At 42.9% G+C, this 23,431-nt stretch carries 27 protein-coding genes and 2 pseudogenes; 23 read left to right on the top strand and 6 right to left on the bottom strand.

Annotated features, from left to right (window positions below):
• Position 1 precedes the first annotated feature (1 nt).
• The 17 genes from rpsN to ACG9ZB_RS12130 all read left to right on the top strand — a co-directional run bounded on the left by rpsN (position 2) and on the right by ACG9ZB_RS12130 (position 9,787).
• Positions 2-307 (top strand): 30S ribosomal protein S14, encoded by a 306-nt coding sequence (gene rpsN, locus ACG9ZB_RS12210; protein WP_004691309.1) that lies wholly within the window; start codon positions 2-4, stop codon positions 305-307.
• 12 nt (positions 308-319) lie between these two features.
• Positions 320-715 carry a 30S ribosomal protein S8 gene (rpsH, locus tag ACG9ZB_RS12205; RefSeq protein WP_004691308.1) on the top strand — a complete coding sequence of 132 codons (396 nt, stop codon included), beginning with the start codon at positions 320-322 and terminating at the stop codon, positions 713-715.
• 13 nt (positions 716-728) lie between these two features.
• Positions 729-1,262, top strand: coding sequence for a 50S ribosomal protein L6 (gene rplF, locus ACG9ZB_RS12200; RefSeq protein WP_004691306.1), 534 nt, complete (start codon positions 729-731; stop codon positions 1,260-1,262).
• Positions 1,263-1,276: 14 nt separating this feature from the next.
• The gene (gene rplR, locus ACG9ZB_RS12195) at positions 1,277-1,627 is read left to right on the top strand and encodes a 50S ribosomal protein L18 (protein ID WP_058870349.1); all 351 of its coding nucleotides are present in this window, start codon (positions 1,277-1,279) and stop codon (positions 1,625-1,627) included.
• A gap of 2 nt (positions 1,628-1,629) precedes the next feature.
• Entirely contained in the window at positions 1,630-2,127 is a 498-nt protein-coding gene (gene rpsE, locus ACG9ZB_RS12190) for a 30S ribosomal protein S5 (RefSeq protein WP_004691304.1), read from the top strand.
• 6 nt (positions 2,128-2,133) lie between these two features.
• Positions 2,134-2,310, top strand: a complete 177-nt coding sequence (gene rpmD / locus ACG9ZB_RS12185) for a 50S ribosomal protein L30 (protein ID WP_004691302.1) — start codon at positions 2,134-2,136, stop codon at positions 2,308-2,310.
• Positions 2,311-2,313: 3 nt separating this feature from the next.
• Positions 2,314-2,754 (top strand): 50S ribosomal protein L15, encoded by a 441-nt coding sequence (gene rplO / locus ACG9ZB_RS12180; protein ID WP_419326013.1) that lies wholly within the window; start codon positions 2,314-2,316, stop codon positions 2,752-2,754.
• Positions 2,755-2,799: 45 nt separating this feature from the next.
• Positions 2,800-4,119, top strand: coding sequence for a preprotein translocase subunit SecY (gene secY, locus ACG9ZB_RS12175; protein ID WP_171054269.1), 1,320 nt, complete (start codon positions 2,800-2,802; stop codon positions 4,117-4,119).
• 19 nt (positions 4,120-4,138) lie between these two features.
• Positions 4,139-4,255 (top strand): 50S ribosomal protein L36, encoded by a 117-nt coding sequence (gene rpmJ / locus ACG9ZB_RS12170; protein ID WP_000867907.1) that lies wholly within the window; start codon positions 4,139-4,141, stop codon positions 4,253-4,255.
• 107 nt (positions 4,256-4,362) lie between these two features.
• Positions 4,363-4,719 carry a 30S ribosomal protein S13 gene (gene rpsM, locus ACG9ZB_RS12165; RefSeq protein ID WP_004691296.1) on the top strand — a complete coding sequence of 119 codons (357 nt, stop codon included), beginning with the start codon at positions 4,363-4,365 and terminating at the stop codon, positions 4,717-4,719.
• A 19-nt stretch (positions 4,720-4,738) separates the two neighbouring features.
• Positions 4,739-5,125: a 30S ribosomal protein S11 gene (gene rpsK / locus ACG9ZB_RS12160; protein ID WP_001040166.1), complete on the top strand. Its 387-nt coding sequence runs from the start codon at positions 4,739-4,741 to the stop codon at positions 5,123-5,125.
• A 12-nt stretch (positions 5,126-5,137) separates the two neighbouring features.
• Positions 5,138-5,764 (top strand): 30S ribosomal protein S4, encoded by a 627-nt coding sequence (rpsD, locus tag ACG9ZB_RS12155; RefSeq protein WP_004691294.1) that lies wholly within the window; start codon positions 5,138-5,140, stop codon positions 5,762-5,764.
• Positions 5,765-5,780: 16 nt separating this feature from the next.
• Positions 5,781-6,788 (top strand): DNA-directed RNA polymerase subunit alpha, encoded by a 1,008-nt coding sequence (locus ACG9ZB_RS12150; RefSeq protein WP_004691292.1) that lies wholly within the window; start codon positions 5,781-5,783, stop codon positions 6,786-6,788.
• An 18-nt stretch (positions 6,789-6,806) separates the two neighbouring features.
• The gene (gene rplQ, locus ACG9ZB_RS12145; protein ID WP_004691290.1) at positions 6,807-7,172 is read left to right on the top strand and encodes a 50S ribosomal protein L17; all 366 of its coding nucleotides are present in this window, start codon (positions 6,807-6,809) and stop codon (positions 7,170-7,172) included.
• Between the two features lie 195 nt (positions 7,173-7,367).
• On the top strand, positions 7,368-8,858 hold the full coding sequence (locus tag ACG9ZB_RS12140) for a flavin-containing monooxygenase (protein ID WP_419326012.1): 1,491 nt from the start codon (positions 7,368-7,370) through the stop codon (positions 8,856-8,858).
• 138 nt (positions 8,859-8,996) lie between these two features.
• Complete coding sequence (locus tag ACG9ZB_RS12135; protein ID WP_419326011.1) at positions 8,997-9,320, top strand: alpha/beta fold hydrolase; 324 nt, start codon at positions 8,997-8,999, stop codon at positions 9,318-9,320.
• A gap of 20 nt (positions 9,321-9,340) precedes the next feature.
• Positions 9,341-9,787, top strand: coding sequence for an alpha/beta fold hydrolase (locus ACG9ZB_RS12130; protein WP_419326009.1), 447 nt, complete (start codon positions 9,341-9,343; stop codon positions 9,785-9,787).
• Between the two features lie 35 nt (positions 9,788-9,822).
• Here ACG9ZB_RS12130 and ACG9ZB_RS12125 read toward each other — a convergent pair whose 3' ends face one another.
• Positions 9,823-10,995 carry an acyl-CoA dehydrogenase family protein gene (locus ACG9ZB_RS12125; protein ID WP_419326008.1) on the bottom strand — a complete coding sequence of 391 codons (1,173 nt, stop codon included), beginning with the start codon at positions 10,993-10,995 and terminating at the stop codon, positions 9,823-9,825.
• A gap of 192 nt (positions 10,996-11,187) precedes the next feature.
• On the opposite strand from ACG9ZB_RS12125, the gene ACG9ZB_RS12120 reads away from it, so the two are divergent.
• The 6 genes and pseudogenes from ACG9ZB_RS12120 to ACG9ZB_RS12095 form a co-directional block, all read left to right on the top strand.
• Positions 11,188-11,445 (top strand): succinate dehydrogenase assembly factor 2, encoded by a 258-nt coding sequence (locus ACG9ZB_RS12120; protein ID WP_005401275.1) that lies wholly within the window; start codon positions 11,188-11,190, stop codon positions 11,443-11,445.
• Positions 11,446-11,450: 5 nt separating this feature from the next.
• Positions 11,451-11,837, top strand: coding sequence for a protein YgfX (locus ACG9ZB_RS12115; protein ID WP_419326005.1), 387 nt, complete (start codon positions 11,451-11,453; stop codon positions 11,835-11,837).
• Between the two features lie 521 nt (positions 11,838-12,358).
• On the top strand, positions 12,359-13,396 hold the full coding sequence (locus tag ACG9ZB_RS12110; protein ID WP_419326004.1) for a hypothetical protein: 1,038 nt from the start codon (positions 12,359-12,361) through the stop codon (positions 13,394-13,396).
• Positions 13,397-13,467: 71 nt separating this feature from the next.
• Complete coding sequence (gene rrtA / locus ACG9ZB_RS12105) at positions 13,468-14,040, top strand: rhombosortase (RefSeq protein ID WP_419326002.1); 573 nt, start codon at positions 13,468-13,470, stop codon at positions 14,038-14,040.
• A gap of 182 nt (positions 14,041-14,222) precedes the next feature.
• A pseudogene (locus ACG9ZB_RS12100) lies at positions 14,223-15,825 on the top strand (hypothetical protein); the annotation flags it as partial.
• 140 nt (positions 15,826-15,965) lie between these two features.
• Positions 15,966-16,505: pseudogene (locus ACG9ZB_RS12095) on the top strand (TRAP transporter large permease subunit); the annotation flags it as partial.
• A gap of 613 nt (positions 16,506-17,118) precedes the next feature.
• Here the strand turns inward: ACG9ZB_RS12095 and ACG9ZB_RS12090 are convergent.
• Genes ACG9ZB_RS12090 through rnr form a run of 5 tightly spaced genes read right to left on the bottom strand, consistent with a single transcriptional unit; the run spans position 17,119 to position 23,290 of the window.
• Positions 17,119-17,541: a hypothetical protein gene (locus ACG9ZB_RS12090; protein WP_419326001.1), complete on the bottom strand. Its 423-nt coding sequence runs from the start codon at positions 17,539-17,541 to the stop codon at positions 17,119-17,121.
• Between the two features lie 12 nt (positions 17,542-17,553).
• A complete protein-coding gene (locus tag ACG9ZB_RS12085; protein ID WP_171054267.1) occupies positions 17,554-17,766 on the bottom strand; it encodes a YheV family putative zinc ribbon protein in 213 nt (70 codons plus the stop codon).
• 52 nt (positions 17,767-17,818) lie between these two features.
• Complete coding sequence (locus ACG9ZB_RS12080) at positions 17,819-19,861, bottom strand: M3 family metallopeptidase (RefSeq protein ID WP_419326034.1); 2,043 nt, start codon at positions 19,859-19,861, stop codon at positions 17,819-17,821.
• A 52-nt stretch (positions 19,862-19,913) separates the two neighbouring features.
• Positions 19,914-20,795 carry a VanW family protein gene (locus tag ACG9ZB_RS12075; protein ID WP_419326000.1) on the bottom strand — a complete coding sequence of 294 codons (882 nt, stop codon included), beginning with the start codon at positions 20,793-20,795 and terminating at the stop codon, positions 19,914-19,916.
• Positions 20,796-20,851: 56 nt separating this feature from the next.
• The gene (rnr, locus tag ACG9ZB_RS12070; RefSeq protein ID WP_419326033.1) at positions 20,852-23,290 is read right to left on the bottom strand and encodes a ribonuclease R; all 2,439 of its coding nucleotides are present in this window, start codon (positions 23,288-23,290) and stop codon (positions 20,852-20,854) included.
• Positions 23,291-23,431 lie beyond the last annotated feature (141 nt).

Raw genomic sequence — 23,431 nt, 5'->3', positions numbered from 1 at the left:
TATGGCTAAGAAAAGTATGATTAATCGCGAATTGAAACGCGAAGCTACTGTTGCTAAATACGCTGCAAAACGTGCTGAATTAAAAGCTGTTATTGCAAACGTAAATGCTAGCGACGAAGAGCGTTTCGAAGCGATGATGAAATTCCAAGCATTACCACGTAATGCGTCTCCAGTACGTTTACGTAACCGTTGTGGTTTAACTGGTCGTCCTCATGGTTACTTCCGTAAGTTCGGTTTAAGCCGTAACAAATTACGCGATACAGTAATGCAAGGTGATGTACCGGGCGTTGTTAAGGCAAGCTGGTAAGGAGCGTTATAGATGAGTATGCAAGATACCGTTGCCGACATGTTAACTCGTGTTCGTAACGCGCAAATGGCAAAGAAACAAACCGTTTCTATGCCTAACTCTAAGTTGAAGGTTGCTATTGCAAACGTTCTTCAACAAGAAGGTTATATTTCAAACGTAGAAGTTGCAGATGCTGAAGGCAAAGCAACTCTTACTTTGACTTTAAAGTATTTCGAAGGCAAACCAGTTATCGAAACTGTGAAACGCGTAAGCCGTCCAGGTCTACGTCAGTATCGTGGTAAAGATGCACTTCCGAGCGTTAAGCAAGGTTTAGGTATTGCAATTGTTTCTACAAGCAAAGGCATCATGACTGATCGCGCTGCACGTGCTGCAGGTATCGGTGGTGAAGTTATTGCTTTTGTTTCTTAATAGGTGATTCCTCATGTCTCGTGTGGCTAAAGCCCCAGTAACTGTACCTAACGGTGTAACAGTTACTCAGAACGGCCGGCAGGTCGAAGTGAAAGGTAGCAAAGGTACTTTGTCTTTCACCCTGCATGCGCTGGTCGAGCTTAAACAGGAAGACGGTATTTTAGCGATTGCTCCAAAAGCTGAGTCGAAAGACGCTTGGATGCAAGCTGGTACTGCTCGCGCTGTGCTTAACAACCTTGTAAAAGGTGTGAGCGAAGGCTTTGAACGTAAGTTACAACTTATCGGTGTTGGTTATAAAGCTGCGGTTAAAGGTAACATTGTTAACCTTAACCTTGGTTTTTCTCACCCTATCGACTATACGCTTCCTGAAGGTGTAACTGCTGAAACTCCTACAGCAACTGAAATTGTTCTTAAATCTGCTGATAAAGCACGTTTAGGTCAGGTTGCTGCAGATATCCGTGGTTACCGTCCACCAGAGCCTTATAAAGGTAAAGGTGTTCGTTATTCTGACGAAGTTGTACTTCGTAAAGAAGCTAAGAAGAAATAAGGCGCGAGGTTCTTATGAACGAAAAGAAACAATCCCGTTTGCGTCGTGCGAAAAGCACACGCTTGCACATCCGTGCGTTGGGTGCGACTCGTTTGTGTGTAAACCGCACTCCGCGTCACATCTACGCTCAAGTTATTTCAGCAGATGGTGGCAAAGTTTTAGCGCAAGCTTCAACTTTAGATGCTACTTTACGTGCTGGTACAACTGGTAACGTTGAAGCAGCTACTAAAGTAGGTGCTTTAATCGCAGAACGCGCTAAAGCAGCTGGTATTACTAAAGTTGCATTTGACCGTTCTGGTTTCAAATATCATGGTCGTATCAAAGCCTTGGCTGATGCTGCTCGTGAAAACGGCTTGGAGTTCTAATCATGGCTAAAGTTGAACAAAACGAAGGTCTTGTTGAAAAGCTGGTTGCCGTTGATCGTGTAGCCAAAGTTGTTAAGGGTGGTCGTATCTTCTCTTTCACAGCATTGACTGTGGTTGGTGATGGTAATGGTCGTGTAGGTTTTGGTCGTGGTAAAGCACGTGAAGTTCCAGCTGCTATTTCTAAAGCACTTGAAGCTGCTCGTCGTAACATGATTACTGTTGACCTTGTTAACGGTACTGTACAGCACCCTATTAACGCGCGTCACGGTGCAAGCCGTGTTTACATGCAGCCTGCTTCTGAAGGTACTGGTGTAATCGCTGGTGGTGCTATGCGTGCAGTTCTAGAAGCTGTAGGCGTACGTAACGTATTAACAAAATGTTATGGTTCTACTAACGCTGCAAACGTAGTAAACGCGACTTTTAACGGTCTGCGTGATATGACTTCTCCTGAGAAGGTTGCTGCGAAACGTGGTCTTACAGTAGAACAAATTCAAGGGTAATCAATCATGAAAACGATTAAAGTTACCCAGACTAAATCTTCTGCGCATCGCTTGAAAAATCACAAGCTTAGCCTACAAGGTTTAGGTCTGCGTCGTATTGGTCATACTGTAGAAGTGCAAGATACGCCTTCTAACCGTGGTATGATCAACCAAGTCTACTATATGGTTAGTGTAGAGGAATAAGCCATGACTCTGCGTTTAAATGAGCTTGCACCTGCTGAAGGTGCAAAACGTGAAAATCGTCGTTTAGGCCGTGGTATCGGTTCTGGCGTTGGTAAGACTGGTGGCCGTGGTGTCAAAGGTCAGAATTCACGTAAGAGCGGTGGTACTCGTCCAGGCTTTGAAGGCGGTCAAACTGCGATATATCGTCGTTTACCTAAATTCGGTTTCACTAGCCAAATCGCTTTAAAAACTGCTGAAGTACGTTTATCTGAGCTTACTAAAGTGGAAGGCGACATCGTTAGCCTAGAAACTTTAAAAGCTGCAAACGTTGTACGTAAAGATATGTTACGTGCTCGTATCGTACTTTCTGGTGAAATTACTCGTGCATTCACTGTTCAAGGTGTTGCTGTGACTAAAGGCGCTAAAGCTGCTGTTGAAGCTGCTGGCGGTAAAGTCGAGGAGTAATCGCTAGTGTCTATGTCTCCTAGTTCTTCAGGTCATGTCAATATGATGAAAGGCCAGCCATTTCATGTGAAATACCGTGAAATTATTCGCCGCATGATGTTTCTCATCGGTGCATTATTGGTTTTTCGACTAGGAGCACATATTCCAGTACCAGGCATTAATAATGCCGCACTTGAAAATCTTTTTAATGCAAACCAAGGTACGATCCTTGGTTTGTTTAACATGTTTTCTGGTGGTGCATTAGAGCGTATGTCCATTCTTGCTCTTGGGATTATGCCGTACATTTCTGCATCGATTATCGTGCAGTTAATGTCTACAGTTATTCCTTCGTTGGAAGCTTTAAAGAAAGAAGGCGAACAAGGCAAGCGTAAGATTAATCAATATACGCGACAGGGTACATTGTTCCTTGCACTCGTGCAGGCAATTGGGATGTGTGCTGGTCTGATCAGTCAAGGGATTACCTTAACTGCAGGTCTGGCTTTCTACGTACCAGCTGTAACCTCTTTGGTTGCAGGTACAATGTTCTTGATGTGGTTAGGAGAGCAAATTACCGAACGTGGGGTGGGCAATGGTATTTCCATGATCATCTTCGCCGGTATTGTTGCAGGTTTGCCGAATTTAATTCTGCAATCAATATCATCAGTAGATAATGGTCAAACCAGTCTAATCGGCTTGGTTATTTTTGGCGTGTTGTCTCTGGCTGTATTAGCTGCAATTGTATTTATTGAGAAGGCGCAACGTCGTATTCCAGTAAACTATGCTCAAAAACAACAAGGACGTCGTGTATTTACTGCACAACAGTCGCATTTGCCATTAAAAATTAATATGGCCGGTGTGATCCCAGCGATTTTCGCAAGTTCATTGCTTTTGTTCCCTGCGAGTTTAGGGCAATGGGTGGGTAGTGCAGATCCGAATGCGGGTATTATCAAACGTAGTTTGCAAGATTTGGCATTGGTGCTTTCGCCTGGTCAGCCGTTGTATTTGGTGCTCTTTGGTGCGTTAATTATCTTTTTCTGTTACTTTTATACAGCGCTTGTATTTAGCCCGAAAGAAGTATCGGAAAACTTGAAACGCAGCGGGGCTTATGTACCTGGTATTCGTCCAGGTGAGCAAACTGCTCGTTACTTAGATCATATTCTTAACCGTTTGACATTTATTGGCGCGATTTATATCACCATCATTTGTTTAATGCCGATGATTTTACAAAGCTCATTTGGTATTCCATTCTCTTTAGGTGGAACATCTTTGCTTATTGTTGTGGTGGTAGTGATGGACTTTATGGCTCAGCTGCAAGCACATCTCACCTCGCATCAATATGATAATCAAACGTTAATGAGAAAAACGACTGCTCATCCTAAGGGATAAGCGCACTTGAGGTTTCATCATGAAAGTACAAGCTTCTGTAAAGAAAATTTGTGGTAGCTGTAAAGTTATCCGTCGTAATGGGGTTATTCGCGTAATTTGTAGCGCAGAACCTCGTCATAAGCAGCGTCAAGGTTAATCTGATCAAGACCTGTTGATTTCAGTAGGCTAATTAGGTTATTATCCGCCCCTCAAGATTTTTGTGGGGCGGTTGATTGTCTTAACTGCCTTTTTGGAGAAAATTGAATGGCTCGTATTGCCGGTGTAAACATTCCGGATAACAAGCATGCTGTTATCTCTCTAACGTACATCTTTGGTGTAGGTCGCCACACTGCTAAGAATATCTTGGCTGCTGTTGGTATCGCGCCGACTACAAAGATCCGTGAATTAGATGACGCTCAGCTTGATGCGATTCGTGCAGAAGTTGCTAAGGTTCCGACCGAAGGTGATTTACGTCGCGAAATTTCCATGAACATTAAACGTTTAATGGATTTAGGCTGCTACCGCGGTCTTCGTCATCGTCGCAGCTTGCCTGTCCGTGGACAACGCACCAAAACTAACGCACGTACCCGTAAAGGTCCGCGCAAACCTATTAAGAAATAAGATTTCTGGAAGCTAAAAGATGGCTAAAGATACTCGCACACGCAAGAAGGTCACTCGTACCGTCTCTGAAGGTGTTGCACACATTCACGCTTCTTTTAATAACACCATTGTGACTATTACCGATCGTCAAGGTAATGCACTGGCTTGGGCTACCTCTGGTGGACAAGGCTTCCGTGGATCACGTAAATCAACTCCGTTTGCTGCTCAGGTAGCTGCTGAAGTTGCTGGTAAAGCTGCTTTAGACTACGGTTTGAAAAACTTGGACGTCCTTGTAAAAGGTCCTGGTCCTGGTCGTGAATCTGCGGTTCGTGCTTTAGGTGCAGTGGGTTATAAAATTAACAGCATTACCGATGTGACGCCAATCCCGCACAACGGTTGCCGTCCACCTAAAAAACGTCGCGTGTAAGGAGAAACATTCATGGCTCGTTATATTGGTCCAAAATGCAAACTCTCTCGCCGCGAAGGGACAGACCTGCAATTAAAATCTGGCGTTAAACCATTTGACGTCAAAACTAAAAAAGCTGCTAAAGCTCCTGGCCAACATGGCGGAGCGCGTGGTGGCAAACAATCTGAGTACTCACTACAATTACGTGAAAAACAAAAAGTACGTCGTATGTACGGTGTTTTAGAGCGTCAATTTAGTAATTACTATAAAGAAGCTGCTCGTGTGAAAGGCGCAACTGGTGAAAACTTGTTGAAACTGCTTGAAAGCCGTCTTGATAACGTCGTTTATCGCATGGGTTTTGGTTCTACACGTGCAGAAGCTCGTCAGCTTGTATCTCACCGCTCGATCACTTTGAATGGCCGTCGTGTTAACATCGCGTCTATCCAAGTTAAAGCTGGTGATGTAATTGCTGTGCATGAAGGTGCTAAACAACAATTGCGTATCAAAAACGCAGTTGAATTAGCTGCACAACGTGGTATTCCTTCTTGGATGGAAATCGACCATTCTAAGTTGGAAGGTACGTTTAAAGCTGCACCAGATCGTTCAGATTTACCTGCTGAAATCAACGAAAGCTTGATTGTAGAATTGTATTCTAAATAATCCTTGAGGTAGCAATATGACGCGTACTGCAAATGAGTTTCTAACTCCGCAAGCGATCAAGGTCGAAGCGGTTAGCGGGACCTCGGCAAAAGTTATTCTAGAACCCTTAGAGCGTGGCTTTGGTCATACTCTGGGCAATGCTTTACGTCGCATCCTTCTTTCTTCTTTACCTGGCGCTGCTGTGGTTGAAGTTGAGATTGAAGGTGTCGAGCACGAGTACAGTACTTTGGAAGGCTTGCAGCAGGACATCGTCGAGCTCTTGCTGAACCTAAAAGGATTGTCTATTAAGCTGTTCGATCAAAATGAAGCTTATTTGACATTAGAGAAACAAGGTCCTGGCGATGTAACTGCTGCTGACCTTCGTTTACCTCATAATGTTGAAGTGGTTAACCCTGAACATTTGATCGGTACTTTAAGTGCTTCAGGCTCATTAAAAATGCGCTTGAAAGTTTCTCAAGGTCGTGGTTATGAAACTTCTGACTCGCGTTTCCCAGAAGGCGAAACTCGCCCTGTAGGTCGCTTACAGTTAGATGCTTCTTATAGCCCAATCAAACGTGTGTCTTACACAGTGGAAAACGCTCGTGTAGAACAACGTACAGACCTTGATAAATTGGTCATTGATCTTGAGACCAACGGTACAGTTGATCCAGAAGAAGCAATCCGCAAAGCGGCAACAATCTTGCAACAACAAATTGCAATTTTTGTTGACCTTCAGAAAGATCAAGCTCCTGTTGCTCAAGAACCTCGTGAAGAAGTTGATCCAATTTTGCTTCGTCCAGTAGATGATCTAGAGCTTACTGTTCGTTCTGCTAACTGTTTGAAAGCAGAAAATATTTACTACATTGGTGATCTTGTACAGCGCACTGAGGTTGAGTTACTCAAAACTCCTAACCTTGGTAAAAAATCGCTTACTGAGATCAAAGATGTTCTGGCTTCAAAAGGCTTACAACTCGGCATGCGTTTAGAGAACTGGCCACCAGCTAGTCTCCGTATGGACGATCGTTTCGCCTATCGTAGCCGTTAATTAAGTAGGACTATCACCATGCGTCATCGTAATAGTGGTGTGAAATTAGGCCGTACAAGCAGCCATCGTAAAGCGATGTTTCAAAACATGGCTAACTCTTTGTTTGAGCACGAGTTGATCAAAACAACTGTGCCTAAAGCAAAAGAGTTACGTCGTGTAGCTGAGCCTTTAATCACTTTAGCTAAAAACGATACTGTTGCAAACCGTCGCTTAGCGTTTGCTCGTACTCGTTCAGCAGCAACTGTTGGTAAATTATTTACCGTTCTTGGCCCTCGTTACAAAGAACGTAACGGCGGTTATCTACGTGTTCTTAAAGCGGGCTTCCGTGCAGGTGATGCTGCGCCGATGGCTTACGTTGAACTAGTAGATCGCGAAGTTAAATAATTTCGTAGAGCTATTCAGTTGTTCTTAGAAAAAGACCAGTGTTTCACTGGTCTTTTTTTATGGGTTTTTGTTCGACAATCTATGCATTTTGGCCTTTAGTGACATATTTTACGACAGATCTACTTAAACTTGACATTGTGTATTGTCAGTTTTATGGTTTAATAAGAACAGAATATAAGACAGGATAAAAACAATATGGATAAGCACGTCGATCTGCTCATTGTAGGTGCTGGTATTTCAGGCATTGGCCTTGCGGCACATTTAACCAAGCATTGCCCACAACGTTCGTTTGAAATTATTGAACGTCGTGACAGCTTTGGTGGAACATGGGATTTGTTTAAATACCCAGGTATTCGTTCTGATTCAGATATGTCGACCTTTGGTTTTAATTTTAAACCGTGGCAACAAGCCAGCGTTTTGGCAGATGGTTTTTCGATTAAGGGCTATTTGGCGGAAGTCATTGATGAACAGAAACTCAAAGAAAAAATTCATTTTAAGCATCGCGTACTCAGCGCTAATTATGATTCTACTGAGAAAAAGTGGCAGATCGTGATTGAGAATGCAAAAGGCAAAAAACAAAACTGGATTGCAAATTTTGTGTTTGGCTGTACCGGCTATTATAACTACGACCAAGGCTACCAACCTGATTTTCCAAATAAAGAAGTATTTAAAGGCGAGTTTGTAAATCCACAGTTTTGGCCTGAAAAATTAGATTATACAGGTAAAAAAGTCGTCATTATTGGAAGTGGTGCGACAGCGATTACACTGGTGCCTGCGATGGCCAAAGGTGGGGCGGCACATGTCACTATGCTACAACGCTCTCCAACTTATATTGCTTCGGTGCCATCAATCGATTTTGTGTATGACAAAATGCGTAAAGTATTACCTCAAGATGTAGCTTATAAATTGACTCGTGCACGTAATATTGGAATGCAACGCGGAATTTATGCGTTCGCGCAGAAGCAACCGAAATTACTCCGCCGACTGCTGCTCCAGTCGATTAAGATGCAGCTCAAAGGTAAAGTGGATATGAAACACTTCACCCCAGAATATAATCCTTGGGATCAACGATTATGTGTAGTGCCAGACGGTGATTTATTTAAAATTCTTCGTTCAGGCCAAGCCAGTGTTGAAACAGATCAGATTGAACGCTTTACTGAAACGGGCCTTCAATTAAAGTCTGGCATGCATTTAGAGGCCGATATCATCGTCTCAGCCACTGGTCTAGAAATTCAAATCTTGGGAGGTATACAAGCAACGATTGATGGCAAACCTTTAGATACCTCTAAACATATGCTGTATCAGGGCGTGATGGTCAGTGATGTACCGAATATGGCGATGATTATTGGCTATATTAATGCGTCATGGACCTTAAAAGTGGATATTGCAGCTGAATATATTTGCCGCTTACTCAACTATATGGATCAAAAGCAGTGGGCTGAAGTGATCCCGCAAGGGGATGCGACAGAGCTGATGGAAGATACGGTTATGGGCAGTTTAAGCTCGGGTTATATTGCCCGTGCTGCTAATGTAATGCCAAAACAGGGTAGACATGCACCATGGAAAGTCAGCAATAATTATCTTGCGGATCGGAAGACATTGAAAAGCGCTTCTTTTGAGGATGGTGTACTGAAATTTGCTAAACGTGATGCAGCATTGAACCAGAAGCCTAAATTGGTGTCTTAGGTTGAGTAGTTGATTTAAAAGGAGCATAACGCTCCTTTTTTTATGGAAATGACTTTAGGGTGTTCTGTTTTTAGTTTCTTAAACTGTAGGACTTTTGGATGATTTTAAAAACTTAAAAGATAAAGAATAGGGAATATTTTGAATATCTTAGAACAAAGTTACCAAGTCCCATTTGTATCAAATATGATTCATGCCAAAAAATGGCACACTGATGCAACATATCATACTTTAGCCCCGATTATTCTAATGCACCATTCATTAGGTTGTGTGGCTTTGTGGCGGGATTTTCCTGCCCGACTGGCACAAGCGACTGCACGCGTGGTCTATGCCTATGATCGATTGGGTTTTGGTTTGTCTGATGCGAGTACACAGCCCTTGGCACATAGTTTTGTCATCACTAAAGCAGAACACGCCTTTAAAGCTGTTTGGATTATTTTTCGATCCAGAATTTTGTCATTCTAGGGCATAGCGTGGGTGGGGGGATGTCTGTTGCGATTGCTTCGGCTTATCAAGTGCGTTGCCAAGGATTAATTTCAATCTCGGCACAGTATGCGGTTGAAGCACTGACACTGAAGGGGATAAGTGAAGCAAAAGTTAGCTTTCAACAAGTGGGACAAATGGAACTTTTAGAGAAATATCACTCTGAAAAGGCGCAATGGGTACTTGATGCATGGATTGAAACATGGCTATCACCCATTTTCCAAGATTGGAATTTGGCCAGTGTGATTGATGGTGTGCTTTGTCCAACGTTGGTTATTCATGTTGAACTGGATGAATACTGTAGTACGGCACAACCTCAGCAGATTTTTGAAGGGGTGTCAGGGCAGGCTGAACTGCACATTTTAGAAGGTTTACATCATATGCCACATAAAGAGCAACCTGAGTTGGTGGTTGCTTTGATTGCGGAGTTTCATCAAACACATTGTTAAAAGTAAAAGCCCATCGAAAGAGGGGCATTTTGATCTTAGAGTGAACGGGAAATGAGCTCTTTCATAATTTCATTGGTTCCGGCATAAATGCGATTGGCACGATTATCTAGATAAGCTCGTGCAATCGGATATTCCAGCATATAACCATAGCCGCCATGCAGTTGTAGACATTCATCGACAACTTTAGAAAACATCTCGGAAATTTTATATTTGGCTGCTGCTGCGGCATCAATGCCGAGACTCTCTTCCAGTTGCAATTGCATACAACGGTCGAGGTAAGCACGGCAAAAATCGATTTCTGTACGTAACTCTGCCAGTTTAAAACGAGTATTTTGAAAGCTTGAAACTGTTTTTCCAAAAGCTTTACGTTCTTTGGTGTACTGAACGGTATGTGCCAGTGCTGCTTCTGCCCCCGCTTGGCAGATAATGGCCACCAACATGCGCTCCCAAGCCAGTTCTTTCATCAGCATCATAAAGCCCATACCTTCCATACCAAGCAAGTTTTCTTTAGGCACACGCACATGATCAAAAAACAATTCGCAGGTGTCTTGTCCTTTCATGCCAATTTTATTGAGGGGTTTGCCTTTACTGAACCCCGTACGATCAGCTTCAACGATGATTAATGAGAGATTGGCTGAACCTTTTTCGTTATTGCCGGTCTTACAAACCACAATCGCCATATCGCAGAGGTAGCCGTTGGTAATGAAGATTTTGGAGCCATTGATAATGTAGTCATCACCGTCTAAAACAGCCGTTGTTCGTACCGCTTGCAAGTCTGAGCCTGTACCAGGTTCAGTCATGGCAATGGCGGTGACGGTTTCACCCGAAGCCATTCGCGTTAACCAATAGTGTTTTTGTGCTTCATTGCCAAAGTTATTGATATAGTTCGCGACAATGTCCGAGTGTAGTGAAAACCCAGTTGAGGAATCCATGGCATAGGCTTGCTCCTCAATCAAAATCATACTGTACAAACGGTCTACACCTGAGCCACCATAAGCTTCAGGCATGGTGGCACACAGTAGCCCCATGGCACCTGCTTTATTCCATAGCTCACGATCAACATGTTGTTGTTGTTCATATTTTTCAATATTCGGAACAACTTCTTTGGCATAAAACTTTCGCACAGTTTCTCGAAATGCCTCATGTTCAGCATTAAATAAATTACGCGGCAGCATATTAGTTAACGGGCGAATTGCGCCTGATTGCATGGAAGCTCATCCTGATGTTGTTATTTTGCTAGAAGATTAGTGAAAAGCAGGACATGCGACAATGGACTGAATGCTCAAATCTATTTGATTTTTTGATGAGTTTTGCCAGTTGTTAAAATTGCGACATTTAACTAGTGGCGAGGGCGGTGTGATCGGTTAAACTAAGCCGTTTCAATTAATTTGGGGAATGTAATGACTGAAGAAATGAGCTTGGAAGAACGTAAAGTAATCTACCGAGCACGTCGTGGTTTAAAAGAAATTGATGTGTACTTTGACCCTTATGTGAAAAATTATTATCTTCAGGCAGATCCTGCGGAAAAGGCCATGTTTGCGGCCTTGGTTGAACAAGAAGATCCAGATTTGCTGGATTGGTTTATGGAAGTGTCTGAACCACCGCACCCTGAGATGAAAACCTTGATTCAAAAATTAAAGCATTATGTACACGGATAAGTGCAATGGAACATCGTCATTTTCAACTTAAACCCAGCCGTTTGGCTTATGTGTTTCAGTTGTCGATTTATGCCGTTCTGATGCTGGTCTTGTATCAGCTACTTCCTTTTGGACTGTGGCTGATCGCTTTGGTTGCAGGCTTTGTGCTGTATTTGTTTTTTCTACGTGGGCCGCAACATTTTCAGCTTCAGCATTTAGATGGCCGTGATTGGTCTTTGTCACTTCAGAAACAAACTAATGTGCAACGAGTGCAAATCAGCCATATTGTGGATCATCGTGCTTATATTGTGATTTATTTTCAACACTTTAGAGCAAAACCGATGTTGGTTTGGTGTGATCAGTTACCCATCACGCAATGGAAAGCCCTAAAAACACTCACTAAAATGCAATAATTGTTGGACAATTTTAATTTGCAATACTCACCTAAGCTATTGAAAAATAATAAATATAATCATATTTCATTTTCTATTGTCTGACATATCTGAAGAAACTGATGTGCTTTTTGGGATTGTCAGACAACTTTCCTACAGTTTTTTGATCTTAAAATGTACATTCAAATCACCAACAGCAAACAAGGATAATCTTATGATGATCCCAACTTGGATGTTTCTAGTGGTAGCAATTGTGTTAGCGATTGTTATAGGACGATTAGGAACTGTGCTGAAGGAACGATTTACACCAAACAAAGCCTAGCTAGGCTTCCCAGTTGATAAGTAGCATGTGCTGAACCGTCGCTATGCTACTTTTTTTTTGCCTAAAAAAAAGTTGAGGCGTCATTTTAGTCAATTTTCCGCTTTTTATTTCATGGCAGAGTAGTGGTCTCATTTAGAGTAAATACTCTTTTCTTCGAAAAATGCTTCTGCTATGTTTGTCAGCATGGACACATACAATTATACAAATAGAGGACAGGAAAATGTCGCAAGTCCAAAAAATAGGCCAAGGTGTGGCTGTTGTAGCGCTTACAAGTTTATTATTTTCGGGTTGTTCACAAGTGGTTAAAACAGGTGCCAATGTTGCGCTTGGGTTTAGTGAAAAACATATCGTACCGCCTATTTTAGCCATGGAAGACGCTGAGATGGTGTGTAACTCAGGCAATGCTTTGACTCCTGCGATTATGTCGACCAAAGACATGGGGGCAGATCCAACGCGTGTGGCAGTTCTGCTTTATTCAGCATCAGGTATTTGTGCGGAGAATCAGGCACTTGAGGCTGAGTTACGTTATTTGCGTGCCTCGAAAGCAGGCAATCTCTCTGAAGCACAGGATGCTCGAATTGAACAAAAGCGTTGGGCGGCGACTGCAGCACAACGGCAATATACTGGTTATCAACTTTTTCAAAACCGCTGGGAAAAGAAATATAAGAAACCATTGGGCGAAGGCTGTCCAAAAATGAACAGCGATTTGGATCAAACTGTATATATGCTGGGGATGTTGAGTGGGTTACAAGCCATGACCAATGATATTAACTCAGGTAGTGCAGTCAATGTTCCTAAAGACATTGCGGCTATTGTTGAACGTGGGATGGTGTGTCTAGACAATGAAAAGTTTTGGGGTGCGCCGAATGCAACGCGTGCGGTGATTTGGACCTTATTGCCAGGTGCGGGTGAAGGCAAACCTGATCCATATCAGACCTTGAAACAATCGATGCAAATTGGGGAGCAAAAAGGGGTTCGCTTATCTCATGCAATGTATGCTATAGCAGCTCAAGCCAGTGGGGACGATGCCAAGATTCGTGATGCATTAAAAAGTTATGCGTCTTCCTATAGCGATGAAAAACAGAGCAATCCACAATTTAAACTGATTGATAGTATGGCCTCGAGTATAGTTCAGGGGATTTCAGATCGTTATTGGACTGAACACACCGGGACACGAACTGGGGATGGTGGTATGGCGCATTTCTGGGATGAAAAAGAAGACCGCTCTGAGCTAGATGAGTTGTTTAGTGAAAGTTAACCAATTTTAAACTGAGCCGCAGCGCAGAAAAAACAACAATAAATAAATGAGCAACGCGATAAGGACATGTGATGCATGATCAATTTCTGAATCGAAAAATCATTTTGATTGCTTTTGTCGTGTCGATCTCGGCATGCCTACAGATTTTTAAAGATCAATTTATTTATTGGCGAGTGGATATTTTTCCTGAAATTTGGCGCTTGTGGACAGCGCACTGGGTGCATGTGGGATGGATTCATTTTGCACTCAATATGCTGGCTTTTATATGTTTGCCTTTTATTTTTCCACGGGCCCGTGTCTGGCATTTTGTGGCGTTATTGCTGATTTTACCGCCGCTGATTAGTCTCAGTTTTTATTATTTTCTAGCGGATATTGAAGCTTATGCAGGGCTGTCTGGTGTGCTGCATGGAATATTCACTGCCATAGCCATTGTCCATTTGCTATACCGTAAGGAACGGATGTTTGCGAGTTTGGTGTTGTTTCTTATTTTAGGCAAATTGATTTGGGAAAACACCTTTGGTGAGAGTGCTACGGCTGAACTGATCGGGAGTCCAGTTTTGGTCGAAGCACATTTGTTGGGCGTGATCTGGGGAATTGTGATTGTAGCTTTGTATTTAATCGGGGTAAATCTATTTGATGAATAGAGGATTGACCTAAATTCTAAAAAGAAAATCTAGATTGTCATATTCAAAAATATAAATTTGATGCAAAGATAAACAAAACAAAAATCTAAAGGCAGAGAGAAAGGATAAGCTCGAGCCGACTAAAACGACAGGTTCTACGGTGTATTACGCTGGATACAACGGTAATAAAAATAGGAAACAACATGCAGAATCATGGACAGCACAGATCAGGATTCGATCTGCTGAAGTATATATGGACCGAGTGGATTTCTACTTTTGTCATTCTGATTTTACTGTTACTTACGCTGTTAATTGGTACAGGTGAAATGATTCATGGCCAATTACTACGTATGGGTGAGCGCTTATATGGTGATCCAACCACGGGTATGCAGTACTCTTTTTTAAGGGCAGAGCCTGCCAAACCAGAGTGTAATCGTCAGCCTAATGTGGATGCTTTGGTCAAAACCCAAATGCAAGCCAACGCCGCAGATGAGTTCGCCGACTTCTTTGGTACTGCTTCGGAAGCGGATGTGCGTGCGTCCATTTTGGCAGGTGTACAGCAGTGTGAAGAAAAGTATCAGTTTTATGATAAAGCCATGCAACATATGGATGCACACCCAAGTATTCGTGCCTATCGTAATTTTGAAACCACCTTTTTCGGTATTTTTAAATTCGGAACAGAAAATCGCGCCATTCTGTTAATTTTTATGGTGGTTTTAGCTGCGATTAGCGCCACTTTAAAAATCCATCATATTGGTTTGCGTGGCCCTGCAACCAAGCTGGATTATCGAGTTTATAGCCTACTGATGACACTGGGTAATGGTTTATTAACCTACTCAAGCATTAGCCAATTTAACTCAGTCAAAGACTCGGGTGTACCGATGAATGGCGAAACCCAGCTGATTTATTGGCTGTGGATGATTCTGTTTTCGGTACTTACCTTGATAAGTGTGTGGCAGCTGTTTAGCCCACCGAAAGAGGCCAAAGCTGGCGGGCGTCTAGGCTTTGCTTTCCTGAGTGTGCCTCTGTATGCCTACATGGCGGTGATTACAGGTGTGGCATTTATCTTCTTCATGGACTACCCCATGGGGCAAGGGATTTACTTGGGACAGTTGGTTGAATTCTCCAGTATTTTCCTGAATTTAGCCCTATTTATTTGGGCGGGTATGTTGTTGAAACAAACCCGTGTCGTGGATCTGTTCTTAAATATTTTGCGTCCATGGAATTTGGCTCCTGAAACTTTAACTTGGTTGATTTTAATCGCTGCGGCTTTACCGACCGCATATACGGGTGCATCAGGGATCTTTGTGATTGCAGCAGGGGCGATTATTTATAAAGAAGTCTGGAATGCAGGTGGACGTCGTCAGTTTGCTTTGGCTGCAACGGCAATGTCGGGTTCGCTGGGTGTAGTTTTGCGTCCATGCTTATTGATTGTGGTGGTGGCATCCTTAAACAAAGAAGTCACGACGGACTTACTTTATCAATATGGTGTTTACACGTTCTTACTGACCTCAACACTGTTTTTAGTGGTTTCACTCTTCTTTGCAGAGAGTAAATTCCGCATCGCGGCACCGAGTTTGGCCGCACCGAAATCAGGGCGTGCTTTCTTAGCAGTTGTGCCTTATATCGTGATTTTTGTCCTCACGTGGATGTTCTATAAATTCTTATTAGACACTGACCTAAATGAATTTACTGCACCCGTGATGATGCCTGTGATTTTATTGATGATCGTGTTGTTTGATAAATTACGTCATCAGCCTGCGCCTTTGCCTGCTGTGGGGCATTGGGATGAGACACTCAGCGCAAATTATAACTCGGGTGGTGAACCTGCATTGGCTGGGGCTCAAGTTGCCCATGCAGAATACCGTGAAGGGCTACATGGTAATGCCGCAGATGATGGACAAGTGGTGAATCATGGGGTGGTTCAATCTAGTTCCATGGACGTGTTACGCCAAGTCGGTTTTTGGAAATCGATGCATATCTCGACCAGTGAAACCGTTGGACACATTGGTGCTTTGGTCATTTTAATGGCACTGTCGGTGAGCGTGGGCGGATTGCTTGAACGTACGGAGGTAATGAGTTTCTTCCCAACTGATATTAGCAGTACGTTCTTGGTCATTACTCTGATTTTGGGGTTGATGGTCTTTGTTGGGATGATTATGGATCCGTTTGGCGCCGTGATCTTGATTTCTGCGACGGTTGCACCTGTGGCCTATCAATATGGTATTCATCCTGTCCATTTTTGGATGATCACCTTGATTGGCTTTGAGTTGGGTTATGTGACACCACCTGTGGCCCTTAATCATCTTTTAGCAAGACAATCCATTGGTGATGCCGAGGTGAATGAGGCCGATGAGGAAGTGCGTCATTTGTCTTTCTATTATCGTTATGAACGTTGGATTTTGCCTTTGATCGTGTTGTTCCCAGCGATGCTGATCATTGCTTATGTTCCATACTTCTTTAAGTTATTTGGCTGGTATCACTAAGTTGTGAACTTGAGTTAGAACATAAAAAGCATCTTCGGATGCTTTTTTTAATGCTTTAGCTTTATTGATGATGCTGGTCAGTAAACTGATTTCTTTGCAGAGACTATAGTCAAATCATCATAAAACTTATATAGCTAACTCTATGAATTATTTTGAGTTTTTTGGAGTAATGTGTGGATAATAAAGTAGTTTGACTATACCAATCAAATCAAATCAAATCAAATCAAATCAAAGTACAAGGATATTGCTAAGCGTCCCATCTTAAAAAATCAACCCTTACTTAAGCTCAATGATAAGAGCTAATCGACAAATAAACTCCTTCTAAAAGATATCCTTGGTATGAGCTAGGGGTTGTTATGTATAACGACTAGAGACTTTATCACTAGAGGTAGTTCAAAAGAGATGATGAGTTATGTAATGGCTTAGTGCTGATTGAAAAGATATAATCAAATCATTATAAAACCAATACAAATCATTCGATGAATTATTTCGAGTTTTTTTCGAATCCTGTATGGATAATAAAGTAGTTTGACTATAGGTGAAGCAGCAGGGCAAAAAAATACGTTAGCGTATCAGTCGATAGGCTAACGTCTTTAAAAATAACAACTGCATTTTACTGTGCAGCCAATTGTGCTTCTAACAGTTTAATTTGTTCTTCTTTGAGCTTTACCAGTTCATCGGCATCTTTATGCTGTGCTTGCAAACTCTTTTCCTGTTCCTTTAACTGACTTTGAATATCGTCCAGTTTTGCCACTTCTTCTTTGGCAAGTGAGGCATTTTCAGGTACAGGTGCTTTTAAAATCTCTTCTTCAACCAGTTTAATAGTGTTGTCTGCCATGGCGGTCGAAGCTGCTTTTTCAGCTTCTGGAAGGGTCTTCACGGTCGGCTGAATCAACTCCGCTTGGTGCACCGGTGTTGCTGTAGACTCTTGTGCAGCAAACAACCACTGATAAAGTGCGAAAATCGCAATGATTGCCACTAAACCTGCTGTAATACCCCAGAGTAATTTAGGGTTGTTGTGTTGTACGGATGACATTCGATTCAACCTTTATTCTTTGGATTGACGTGGTTTAAATTGAATGACCCCAACCTCGTCAGGGATAGCGGGGATCTGAGGCTCGTCTACATGAGTTGGACGATTCTCAGAATAACCACAGTCGATACATTCAATCCATTCATCGTCATTCGAGGTAAGCATAACAACTCGATCCATCGCCTGACATTTAGGACATTTTGCACCTGCAATGAAACGACGTTTAATAGTCATTAGACTTACCTTCTGAACAATTTAGGCGCCTAGTTTACTCACTTTTTTAGCGGTTCGTCCAACCTTGATGACGAAGTAAAGCATCTATTTTTGGCTCGCGTCCACGGAAATTGATAAATGCATCAAGCGCTGTATCTTTTCCGCCAACTGCTAGAATAAACTGGCGAAATTCTTTTCCAGTGGCAGTATTAAAAATCCCTTCATTTTCGAAGCGATCGAAGGCATCACTGGCCAAAACTTCCGCCCATTTATAAGAATAATAACCTGCTGCATAGCCCCCTGCGAAAATATGGCTGAAGCTATGTTGGAATCGGTTATCAGGCGTGGTCTCTAAAACAGCGTATTTTGCACGGATCTCATTTAAGGTGGCTTGGATTTGATCCGCTTTCAAAGCAGGGGTTGCTTTATGAATGCTGAGGTCAAACAGGGCAAACTCAATTTGACGTAGGCTTTGCATGCCAGACTGGAAGAAACGCGCATCCAGCAAGGCTTTCAGTAGACTTTGTGGTAAGGTTTCTTGGGTGTCAATATGTGCACTGAGCAGGTCTAAGCTTTCAGTATCCCATGCCCAAAACTCCATGAATTGGCTTGGTAACTCTACCGCATCCCATGCCACACCGTGTGTCCCCGCAACCGCAATATTATCAACTTCTGTCAACATATGATGTAAACCATGTCCAAATTCATGGAACAAGGTAATCACTTCATCATGGGTCAGCAGCGCTGCTTGATCCCCCACAGGTGGTGTAAAGTTACACACCATATAGCAAATCGGTTTTTGTAGGCCGTGCGTTGTTTGGGTGCGAGAGCGGAAACCACTCATCCATGCGCCGCCACGCTTGCCCTGACGTGCATAGAGGTCAAAGTAGAATCCACCGACCACTTCGCCTTGATCTTCTAGTTCAAAATAACGTGCATCTGAGTGCCAAACAGGGGCTTCACGCTCCACAATTTGAATCCCATAAAGGCGATTCACAATGCTAAATAAGCCCTGCAAAATCTTGGGTGCAGGGAAGTAGGGCTTGAGTGCTTCTTGAGATAAATTGAACTGTTGGACTTTCAGTTTTTCCGAATAATACGTGCTGTCCCACGGTTTTAAATCCTCAATGCCATCTTCAGCAGCAATAGCTTTCAGCTCCGCCACTTCTTTGAGCGCAGGGGCACGTGAATGTTCAGCTAAATCACGTAAGAATTGATCCACTGTTGCTACATTTGGCGCCATTTTGCTGGCCAATGAAAGCTCGGCGTAGTTGTTGAAACCTAACAGTGCAGCCATTTCCTGACGCAGGCTTAAAATTTCTTCCATCGCCGCGGTGTTATCAAATTCAGCGTGTTCAGACTGATCAGATGCACGTGTGGTATATGCACGATACAGTTCTTCGCGTAAAGGACGGTTTTCCGCGTAGGTCATAATCGCCAAGTACGATGGAAAGTCTAAAGTGGCAACGGGTTGATCCAGTTCGCGCTGCTGACCATATTGTTTTAACAGCTCAACACTGCTTTGGGGTAAGCCTGCCAGTTCGTGTTCCGCTAAAGGTTTGAAATAGGCTTGGGTTGCATCCAGGACATGGTTGGAAAACTCAGACGATAGTTGTGATAAGCGTGCGGAGATTTCTGCATAACGTTTTTTGGCTTCACCTTCTAAAGCCACACCCGATAGTTTGAAGTCGCGCAGTGCAAGTTTAATCGCACTTTGTTGGGCTTCAGGGAGGTGATCAAACTGCGCAGCATCATGAATGTGTTGATAGGTTTGATACAGCGCTGTGTGTTGACCTAACTCGGTATAGTATTCACTTAAGCTTGGTAATAGTGACTGGTACACCTCACGAGTTTCAGCATTGTTCATCACGGCATTGAGGTGGGACAGCACGCCCCATGCTTCACTCATATTATTTTCTAAATGATCAACTTGTTCTAAGACCGCAAGCTGTGCCTGAATCGATTTAGGGACTTCGCTCAGGTCTTTTAAAAAACTTTGACCCTGTTGAATGGCTTGTTCGATCTGCTGTTGGAGTTGTACTAAGGTGATTTGATCAAACTGTGGAACAGGCAAGGTTGCTTTTTCTAATGTCATGCGTTTAAGCCAAATTAAATGTTCAGTTATCACTAGATGTAAGGGTGATACTGTGGGAAATCAAGTTTTAATTGGTTTTGATATTTTGCGCTGCTTGAAATTCAGCCCATGATGGGTAGTGCTGGTCAATGTGTGAGGGCTGATAAAGCACTTTGGCAAAGTTACGGGTCATACATTCAGTTGCTAAGATTTCACCGCTTTTATATTTTTCTTTACGGTGTCGCCAAATTTCATTTTGTCGGTAGTAATCCGTCCCGATTTTAAGGAAGATATGCTGTTGTTCAAATACATGATAGACATAGCCTAAATCGACTGAGCAACGCAGTTCACCTTCTAGGCATTTCTCACTAAACCAAAGCTGAATTTGAAAGCTATGTGGAGTGGGGTTGTAAAATTGATAATCAATATAGTTATAAAAAATTGCAGCGCCACTACCAAATGGAAGTACACGACCATGATCTGGAAAAGGGTCAAAGGAATGCTGTGAACGTTGTACCACTTGCAATGGACTATGTAAGACAAGCCAGTGAATGAGATTGGCAATTTGGCATATACCACCACCAATACCACCGCGTGCTTGACCAAAGCTGAGTTCCATTCCCTCTACATAGCCTTTTTGAGTTGTTGGTTGTCCCACCAACTGACAAAAAGAAAAAGTCTGTTGTGGGTGGATTAAAATCCCGGAAATACACGGACTGGCAATTTTGAGATTGATGACTTTATTGTGTTGCCAGTGTTGATCGCTGTCGCCTAATTTACGAATCAGAACGGACTGATGCTTTTTGACGCGAAAAGCCAAAGGGACGTCAGAAAATGAATGGGCATAGTCTTTCCCATCTGTTTTCCACTGCCAATAGCGCATCATACGTCGGCTACGCGTGGCCATGAAATAAAGCAGGGGATGGTATTGGCTGATAGGTTTGCTTAAAAATAAACGCAAAAAGTTCATGTTGGTCCTATGAAAAAAGGTGCTAGAACATTAAGCCCTAGCACCTTTTACATCATTTACTCAGTTTTCGCTTTTGCATTTGATTTTTTCTTTTTAGGTTTCGACTTTTTCTTCACTTTATCTTTAACCTTTGTTTCAGACTTTGATGAAGATTTTTTACCAGGCTTTTTGCTGTAGGAGCTAGGTTGGGATTTATCTTTTTTGCGTCGTATGGGCTGGTCTCCGCTGTTACTGGGAGAGGCGTTTGTCGACTCGCTAAAGACTTCTTCTTTACTTTCGCTTCGTGCTGTTTTGGCTTTGCCAACACGGGGCGCTCGACTACGTATAGGCCGACCACCATGTGAGAGTTGTTGCAATAATTCAAAATCAATTTTACGGTCTTCTAAATTAACTGCTGCAACTTTGATTTTTACTTCATCGCCCAAGCTAAAGCTTTGACCGCGTGTCTGTCCAATCAAGCTCTGACTTGGTTGGTCATAGACAAAGTAGTCATCGCCCAGTTGGCTGACATGGATCATACCGTCAACATATAAGTCTTTAAGTGTCACAAACAGGCCAAATTCTGCCACTGCAGAAATGATGCCGACAAACTCTTCACCTAAATGCTGCTGCATGTAATGGCACTTCAACCATGTAGTGACAGAACGAGAAGCTTCATCTGCACGGCGCTCGGTCGCAGAGAAGTGTTCACCTGCATCATCCAGCGAAGCACCAGAAATTGGGTAAGGCTTTTTCTTCAATTGTGCTTTGATGGCACGGTGAAGTAACAAGTCTGGGTAGCGACGAATTGGAGAGGTGAAGTGCGTATAAGCTTCATATGCCAAACCAAAGTGACCCGCGTTATTCGCACCATAGTAGGCTTGCATCATCGAACGTAACAGCACGGCATGGATACTTGGAGCATCAATACGGTCTTTGGTTGCATCAATCACGGCTTGGTAGTCTTTCTGAGTCGGCTGTTCTGGGAACGGTAGACCGAGCAGTTTGACAAAGTCGCGTACTTTTTGAATACGTGAAAATTCAGGTGGTTCATGAATACGGTATAACATTGGCACATCATGTTGTAGCGCATATTCAGCCGCTGCCACGTTTGCCAACAACATACATTCTTCAATCAGTTTGTGCGCATCATTACGCGTACGCGGTAAAATTTCCTTAATGCCGCCCAACTCATCAAATGTCATGTAAGTTTCAACAGTTTCAAATTCCATGGCATGACGTTCAGCACGTAAACCTTTGAGGACTTGATAGAGTTGGAACAGGGTATTTAAGGATTTGCGTACATCACGGTCTTCTGGGATGGCACTGCTGTCACCTTCAAAGTATTGAGAAACGTTGGTATAGGTTAAACGTGCCTTTGAATGCATGACTGATGGATAGAACTCAAACTTGGTGACGCGACCGGCACGTGACAGGTTTAAATCACAGACCATACATAGGCGGTCCACATGCGGATTGAGTGAACATAAGCCATTCGAAAGAGCTTCAGGCAACATCGGTAAAACAAAGTGCGGAAAATACACCGATGTACCACGTTCTTGAGCTTCATCATCCAGTGGTTTGCCTGAACGGACATAGTGACTCACATCTGCAATGGCTACCACAACACGATAACCACCACCCGGACGTTTTTCCGCATATACCGCGTCATCGAAGTCGCGTGCATCTTCACCATCAATAGTGACTAAGGCTAAATCACGTAGGTCAATACGACCTTCACGGTCTTGCGCTGAAGGCTCTTTAAAGTTTTCTGCTTCTTTAATGACTTCTTCTGGAAACTCATACGGCAAACCAAACTCTAAAATGGTTTGCGGAATAATAATTTCAGTGTCGGCCTTGTCTGCCATCGATTGCACAATATGACCTGTCGCGAACTCATCTTTGGTTGGGTAGTCATCAATTGCGACACGAACCGAATCGCCCACTTTGACTTGTGCGTGTTCGATTAACTCTTTTTCTAAAGTAATCGGTTGGTGCGCATTCGGATTTGCTGGCTGAATAAAGTATTCACCATCATGTATTGATACTTTACCAATGATTTGCTTCACACGGTGTTGCACTACCTCGGTAATAAAGCCCCAAGCTTTACCTTTGCGGTCCACTGAGGTTTGACGCACTTTAACACGGTCACCATTAAAGACTTGGCGTAGTTCACGTTCAGGCAAAAGTAAGTCTTCATGACCTGCAATATTCGCCGTGCCAAAGCCTTTACTGTTGATGTAAACCGTTGCTTCATGTTCAGGTTGCTCTTCGGCAATTTGAAACTTGAAGCCATCTTTCATCAGTTGGCCATCACGAACCATGGCAATTAAGCGATGGCTGAGCGCTTCAATGCTTTTTTGATCTGCAATGTTAAAAATTTCGACCAAGTCCGCATGCGATAAAGCCGTCTTTTTTTCTTCGATGGTTTCTAAAATGAGCGTGCGGCTCGGAATAGGGTTGTCATAACGTTCAGCTTCAGCTTTTGCTTCAGGATCGACCCAATTTTTCATAATATCTTTGGCTGTATGTCAGTAGATAGGATTAGCATAAGTCATGCGAAGACAGACTGCACGCAAATGATTGCAATATTGTGTTTTATGTCGGCAATTTAGAATATTTGCTGTTTTAGTCAATATGCAGATGTAGAGAAAAGA

The organism is Acinetobacter johnsonii, assembly GCF_048551975.1.
Lineage (GTDB): Bacteria > Pseudomonadota > Gammaproteobacteria > Pseudomonadales > Moraxellaceae > Acinetobacter > Acinetobacter johnsonii_A.
Note: the sequence above shows the minus strand (reverse complement) of the source record. Positions and strands in the feature narration are given on the sequence as shown.